Below are 1098 nucleotides of genomic sequence, written 5' to 3'. Positions count from 1 at the left end.
CCATCACGATCAAGGCCGGTGAAACTGTCGGCTCGACGGTTTTCCATACCCCGGCTAACGACGTCTACAACAACGGTTCCACCGTCAGCACCACGATCGCCAAAACTGCGGGCGGTAACTTTGAGAATCTGGTCACTGATCCGAAAGCGGCCGTCACTTCGATTACCGACTCGATCGACAACACCACGGTTTCTCTGAGTGCTGATAAAGCCTCCGTGGTTGAAGGCGGTGACATCACTTACACCGCGACCTTGACTAACAAGGCGCAGACCGACGTTACCGTGACGCTTTCGAACGGTCAGACGATCACCATCAAAGCCGGCGACTCCGCAGGCTCGACGGTTTTCCACACCCCAGCTAACGACGTCTACAACAACGGTTCCACCGTCAGCACCACCATCGCCAAAACTGCGGGCGGCAACTTCGAGAACCTGGTCACTGATCCGAAAGCGGCCGTCACTTCGATTACCGACTCGATCGACAACACCACGGTTTCTCTGAGTGCAGATAAAGCCTCTGTAGTTGAAGGCGGCGACATCACCTACACCGCGACCTTGACTAACAAGGCGCAGACCGACGTCACCGTAACGCTTTCGAACGGTCAGACGATCACCATCAAAGCCGGTGAGACCACAGGCTCGACTGTGTTCAACACCCCAGCCAACGACGTCTATAACAACGGCAGCACGGTCAGCACCACTATCGCCAAAACTGAAGGCGGTAACTTCGAGAACCTGGTCACCGATCCGAAGGCAGCTGAAACAGCCATCACTGACTCGATCGACAACACCACAGTTTCGCTGACTGCAGATAAAGCCTCCGTGGTTGAAGGCGGTGACATCACTTACACCGCGACCTTGACTAACAAAGCGCAAACAGACGTTACCGTTACGCTTTCGAATGGCCAGACCATCACGATCAAGGCCGGTGAAACTGTCGGCTCGACGGTTTTCCACACTCCAGCTAACGACGTCTACAACAACGGTTCCACCGTCAGCACCACGATCGCCAAAACTGCGGGCGGCAACTTCGAGAACCTGGTTACCGATCCAAAAGCGGCCGTCACTTCGATTACCGACTCGATCGACAACACCACGG

At 55.4% G+C, this 1098-nt stretch carries 1 protein-coding gene; it reads left to right on the top strand.

Annotation, left to right across the window (positions count from 1 at the left end):
* Positions 1-1098 (top strand): immunoglobulin-like domain-containing protein (locus BFP92_RS05035; protein ID WP_139114032.1); only part of this gene is annotated, 1098 nt, incomplete at both ends.

Origin of the sequence: Pseudomonas sp. 58 R 3 (genome assembly GCF_900006605.1) — a bacterium.
GTDB classification, from domain to species: Bacteria; Pseudomonadota; Gammaproteobacteria; order Pseudomonadales; family Pseudomonadaceae; genus Aquipseudomonas; species Aquipseudomonas salomonii.
Note: the sequence above shows the minus strand (reverse complement) of the source record. Positions and strands in the feature narration are given on the sequence as shown.